The sequence below is a fragment of the Paenibacillus oryzisoli genome (assembly GCF_001653565.1).
In the GTDB taxonomy this organism is placed as follows: Bacteria; Bacillota; Bacilli; order Paenibacillales; family NBRC-103111; genus Paenibacillus_E; species Paenibacillus_E oryzisoli.
In genome coordinates, this window is the sequence record NZ_LYPB01000027.1 from 1 (window position 1) to 5,612 (window position 5,612).

General features: G+C 46.8%; 4 protein-coding genes. 3 read left to right on the forward strand and 1 reads right to left on the reverse strand.

The genetic code is table 11. The annotated features are described in order from the left end of the window. Positions 1-107: 107 nt before the first annotated feature. Positions 108-692, reverse strand: coding sequence for a TetR/AcrR family transcriptional regulator (locus A8708_RS00180; protein WP_068661528.1), 585 nt, complete (start codon positions 690-692; stop codon positions 108-110). 230 nt (positions 693-922) lie between these two features. Here A8708_RS00180 and A8708_RS00185 point away from each other — a divergent pair, with 230 nt between their 5' ends. The 3 genes from A8708_RS00185 (at position 923) to A8708_RS00195 (ending at position 5,370) form a co-directional block, all read left to right on the forward strand. Next, a complete protein-coding gene (locus tag A8708_RS00185; RefSeq protein ID WP_068661529.1) occupies positions 923-2,416 on the forward strand; it encodes a DHA2 family efflux MFS transporter permease subunit in 1,494 nt (497 codons plus the stop codon). Between the two features lie 177 nt (positions 2,417-2,593). Next, positions 2,594-4,036: a SulP family inorganic anion transporter gene (locus A8708_RS00190; protein WP_420848515.1), complete on the forward strand. Its 1,443-nt coding sequence runs from the start codon at positions 2,594-2,596 to the stop codon at positions 4,034-4,036. Positions 4,037-4,122: 86 nt separating this feature from the next. Then, entirely contained in the window at positions 4,123-5,370 is a 1,248-nt protein-coding gene (locus A8708_RS00195) for a voltage-gated chloride channel family protein (RefSeq protein ID WP_068661531.1), read from the forward strand. Positions 5,371-5,612 lie beyond the last annotated feature (242 nt).

The following is a 5,612-nucleotide window of genomic DNA, read 5'->3' on the forward strand; positions in this document are numbered from 1 at the left end:
CTTCAGAAGAAATCCAACAAAATACCTTAAAGAGGCTGAAAATAGGTATTGTGCGTTAATTGGTCAGTCGTAGTTTTTTTTTGTGGAAGTCTTTGCCTGCCTGCGATTCACGGAGATTCCACTTGAGGGAGATGGAGCAATTCAGCAAGCTGTGAAGCCAGGAATTCTGGTGTGTAGGGCATATCGTTGCGAAGCCAGAAGACAATCGTGCCAATGATAGCGGAAGAGCCGTACCAGATCGCGATATCCCTCTTCACCTTCGTATTCAAAGCTGAGGAAGCCTCCAGCTTCTCCATTCGATTCGTGATAAAATCAGCGATCAGCTTCATGAGCCGTTCCGTGAATACAGGAATACGTTTGGAAGCAAGAAGAACCTTGTAGAAATTAGAGTTCTCCGCGATATGTTCAAGCATATTCAGGACGATCCGGATATGAAAACCAGGTGGATCTGGCGCCTCTTTTAAGATTGCATGGATTTCGTTAATCATCTCTTCAGCCAACTTATCAATCATATCGGGTATGTCTCGATAATGAAGATAGAAGGTGACGCGATTAATCGTCGCTCGTTCTGCAATGCGATTCACGGTGATTTTGTCGACTTCAAGTTCCTGCAGTAATTCAATAAACGCTTCTCGAATCAAAAGCCTCGTACGAAGCACGCGGGGATCTGTTCGTTGTAATTTGGATGTCATAAGTAAAGAACGACCTTCTTTCTCTCTAGGATAGACAACATTTTCTGCAAGTTGTGTGGATTATGTAAGTGGTAGACGACACATTCGTGCAAACTGTTAACTAATATACATTTATAAAAAAGCTGTTGCTTGTGAACATGAGCATTGATGACTATAATACTATTTACATCGAGTTTATTATACAACACATTGTCAATTAGATGAAAATGAATGGGAAAGGGATATGTGAAATGAGTAAAATTACAGCATTTGATCCGAGTTCTATTAAGAAAGGTCCCCTGTTATTCGTTATGATTCTGGGGGCATTCATCGCCGTTCTGAATCAGACGATTATGAGCGTTGCCTTACCGCCACTCATGGTTGAATTCAATATTGCCGCTTCAACAGGACAATGGTTGACCACTGGTTATATGTTGGTTAACGGTGTTTTGATTCCGATAACTGCATTCCTGATGCAACGCTTTACGACGCGGGAGCTGTTCCAAGCGTCCATGATTATTTTCCTCATCGGTACGATTGTATCCGCTGTGGCGCCAGGTTTTGAGGTATTGTTGACAGGGCGTCTGATTCAAGCAGCGGGAGCAGGTATTATCATGCCGCTACTTATGAACGTTATTTTGACAATCTTCCCAGCAGATAAGCGTGGAGCAGCTATGGGGATGGTTGGGTTGGCGATCATTTTCGCCCCTGCCGTTGGTCCTGCTCTTGCTGGTTATATTTTGGAACATTATTCGTGGCGTACTCTTTTCTATGGCATCATACCTATTGTTGTTATCATCATTGGTGTTGCATTCATGTATCTGAAAAATGTCTCTGAGCGCCAGTATCCCAAAATTGATACGTGGGGTGCCATTCTTTCAACCATCGGTTTCGGTTTCCTACTTTACGGTTTTAGTAGTGCTGGCGGCAAAGGCTGGTCCAGCATGGAGGTCATCTTATCCATTGTTGTCGGTGTAGTCGCATTAATTTTGTTTACATGGCGTCAACTGGTTATTAAAGATCCACTTCTAGATCTTAGGGCTTTCAAGCATAACATGTTTACCTTGACCACGTTAATCAACATCGCAGTCACAATGGTCATGTATGCGGATATGATGCTGCTTCCATTGTATCTGCAGAATGCTCGTGGTTACACCGCGTTGGAATCCGGTATTCTGATGCTCCCTGGCGCATTGCTGATGGGCTTGATGATGCCAGTTGCTGGTAAGCTATTCGATAAATTCGGAGCGAAGTGGTTATCCATTGTTGGTATGGTCATTACGATTATTACCACACTTGGCTTCATTAATTTAACGGATTCTACAAGTTATACGTATCTTGTTCTCATGTCTACAGGACGACGCTTTGGTATGGCGCTCTTCTTAATGCCAATCACGACGGCTGGACTTAATCAATTGCCTGCAAGGCTGAATGCGCATGGTACTGCGATATCCAATACGATCAAGCAAGTGGCTGGCGGCGTTGGAACTGCCCTATTAATCACCGTGATGACGACGAGAACCAAATCACATGTTATCGAGCTAATGACAGCAGGTAAAACGGCTACAGCTACGAAGGAAATGATTAAAGAAGCATCGATTCAAGGGATAAATGATTCTTATCTCGTAATTATTGGTATTGCACTTGTTGGTTTGGTCTTGTCCTTCTTCATCAAACGTGTAGGTCAAGCGGAGGAAGAAGAAACCGAAGTCGTTACCAATCCCAAGCCAGTTAGTGCAACGTAAGACAAACAGATGCCCCTTTGCTAAGTACAGTGCGCTCCTATGGAGTGTGCTGTGCTTTTTACTTTTCATCTAGAGGGATGCCACGTATTTGTGTATAATGAGACAAGTTGACGAGCGGACCTGACTTTTCTGAGACTGAAAGGTCAATAAAAGGAAGAAGGAGTGGAGAAAAAGTTGTTGGTTCACAAGTTTAAAATGGCGTGGTTCTCAAACGTCCGAAAGGATGTTCTCGCGGGAATAACGGTCGCCTTAGCGCTGATTCCAGAGGCGATTGCCTTTTCGATCTTAGCGGGGGTAGACCCGATGGTGGGGCTGTATGCCTCTTTTTGTATTGCGGTGACGATTTCGATTGTAGGTGGGCGCCGAGGAATGATTTCGGCGGCAACTGGAGCAATGGCTTCGTTAATGGGGCCGGTTGTGGCGAAATACGGGATCGAGTATTTATTTGCCGCGACGATACTGACAGGTGTACTCCAGTATGTGATGGGGCTTTTGAAATTCGGCCGATTTATCACCTTTATCCCTCATTCCGTCATGACAGGATTCGTGAATGCTTTGGCGATCATTATTTTCATGGCGCAGTTTCCTAGTTTTGAAGGAGCGAATTGGCAAATGCCAGTGATGATTGCGGGTACGCTTGCGATTATCTATATATTGCCCAGATTTACTACGGCCGTACCTTCGCCGCTGGTGGCTATTATTATTATGACGATCATTGCTATAAGCCTGCATTTGGATCTACGAACGGTAGGGGATATGGGTAAAATCACACAAGAGCTGCCATTTTTCCATATTCCACAAATTGACCTGTCGTTTGAACTCGTTTGGCGAATGCTGCCATTCTCCTTAGCACTTGCGGTGGTCGGGATGACGGAATCCCTGATGACAGCAACGATCGTAGATGAGATGACAGAAACCAAAAGCGACAAAAATAAAGAGGTCAGAGGCCAAGGGATTGCCAATGTGGTTTCAGGGTTGTTCGGTGGGATGGCAGGTTGTGCGATGATCGGCCAAACGGTTATCAATGTGAAATCCGGTGGTAGAGCGCGGTTATCGACGTTCGTATCCGGGGTGTTCCTGCTCTTCCTCATTCTGGTTCTCGGCGATGTCGTTCGGCAGATTCCGATGGCAGCGCTGGTGGGTGTCATGTTCATGGTCTCGATCGGGACCTTCGATTGGACCTCACTTCGAACGTTAGCTAGAATTCCGCGGAGCGATGCGTTGATTATGGTCGTGACGGTTGCCGTTGTTTTGGCTACATCCGACTTAGCTTTAGGCGTAGTAGCTGGTGTGATTTTGAGTGCATTGGTCTACGGTTGGCGATCTGCCAAAATTAAGGCTAACGCTAGTATGGAGAAGAATGGGTCCAAAGTGTATCGGATAACGGGACAGCTGTTCTTCGGTACGATGGCGCATTTTGTGGAGCTTTTCGATTATAAAAATGACCCGGAAGATATCGTTATCGATTTCAGCGCATCGCATGTGTGGGATCATTCAGCCGTGACGGCGATTGCCAAAACGATGCAAAGATACGAGCAACAAAATAAAACAGTAACGATAATTGGCTTGAACGCGGAAAGCAAGCATCTGATGGATCGAGTCGGACCCTTGCAACAGTAGGACTTCAATGAGAGGTGAGAATGACGTTGAAACATCGTCTGAGGGCAGTTTTCGAGCAAGCCGCTGCGTCTCTGCATATTGCACTAATGGGTTCGTTCATCAAATGGATTTTCTATGGAAGCCTAGTTGGCATAGTGACAGGTTCCGCTTCGGCACTGTTTCTAGCCAGTTTAGATCTTGTTACCGAGAAACGATTGAATCACCCATGGCTGTTGTTTCTCTTACCTCTGGGCGGGGCGTTGATGGCCTATCTCTATCTGAAAATAGGTCGAAATTCGGGCCGGGGGAATAACCTGATCCTCGAACAGTTGTATGAAGGGAAGGAAGCGATTCCTTTCCGTATGGCACCATTGGTGCTCTTAGGGACGCTGGTCACGCATCTATTTGGCGGATCGGCAGGCCGTGAAGGAACGGCTGTTCAGATGGGAGGAAGCTTTGCCGAATGGATAGGACGCATCTTGCGTGTGGACGAGGCGGATCGGAAGATCCTGCTCATGTGCGGCATCAGCAGCGGGTTCGGCTCTGTTTTCGGGACGCCGCTTGCGGGGACGATCTTCGGCTTGGAAGTGGCCGCCATTGGGATGGTTGGATATCAGGCGCTGATCCCTTGTTTTATTGCCAGTGTAGTCGCCAATCTCGTTACCACGGCATGGGGCATTCACCATATTCACTATGCGATGGGGAGTGTCCCCGACTTATCCACAGGTGTTATACTCAAGGTCGTGTTGGCGTCGATTCTATTCGGATTAGCCAGCATTCTATTTAGCGAACTCACCCATGGGATGAAAAAGCTATACACGCGGCTATTTGCCAATCCGGTACTTCGAGCCTTTGTCGGCGGCCTTGTGATTATTGCGCTTGTCACGGTATTCAGGACGAGGGATTACCTTGGGCTGGGCATTCCGTTGTTGCAGCAAGCTTTCGCAGAGCCGGTAGCCCACTTCGCCTTCTTGTGGAAAACGGTATTCACCGCGCTTACGCTCGGTGCTGGCTATCTCGGCGGGGAAGTAACCCCGCTGTTCGTTATTGGCGCCACCTTGGGCAATTCGCTATCTGATCTGTTGGGTTTGTCCGCGCCATTCTTAGCGGCGCTCGGGCTAATCGCCGTATTCAGTGGCGCGACGAACACGCCGCTTGCTTGCTTCATCATGGGTGTGGAGCTGTTCGGCTCCGAGGGGATCCTCTACATGTTCATGGCGTGCATCGTGAGCTATCTGTTCTCCGGTCACTCGGGTATCTACACCTCCCAGCGAATCGGATTGTCCAAATCGAAAAGACATTCTGTGGCCGAGGGGGCAACATTGGCCTCGATTAGGGTGAAGAAGAAAGAGTGAGAGTAAGAGTAAGTGAAAAGTGAATGATAACAGGCTGTTCTGTGAAGTGGATGATTCTACTTTAGGATGGCCTGTTTTATTTGTTGAAATGCTGGAATTAGTTCGATTTTTCCGAACTAATTCCAGCATTTCAAGGGGAAAAGCAGAAATAGTCCGATTATAGAGTCAATTTCATAATCTCAAACCCGCACCAAACCTAGCTTTTTTCACACATAAAAAGGGACTACCTCCCCAAATCTCGA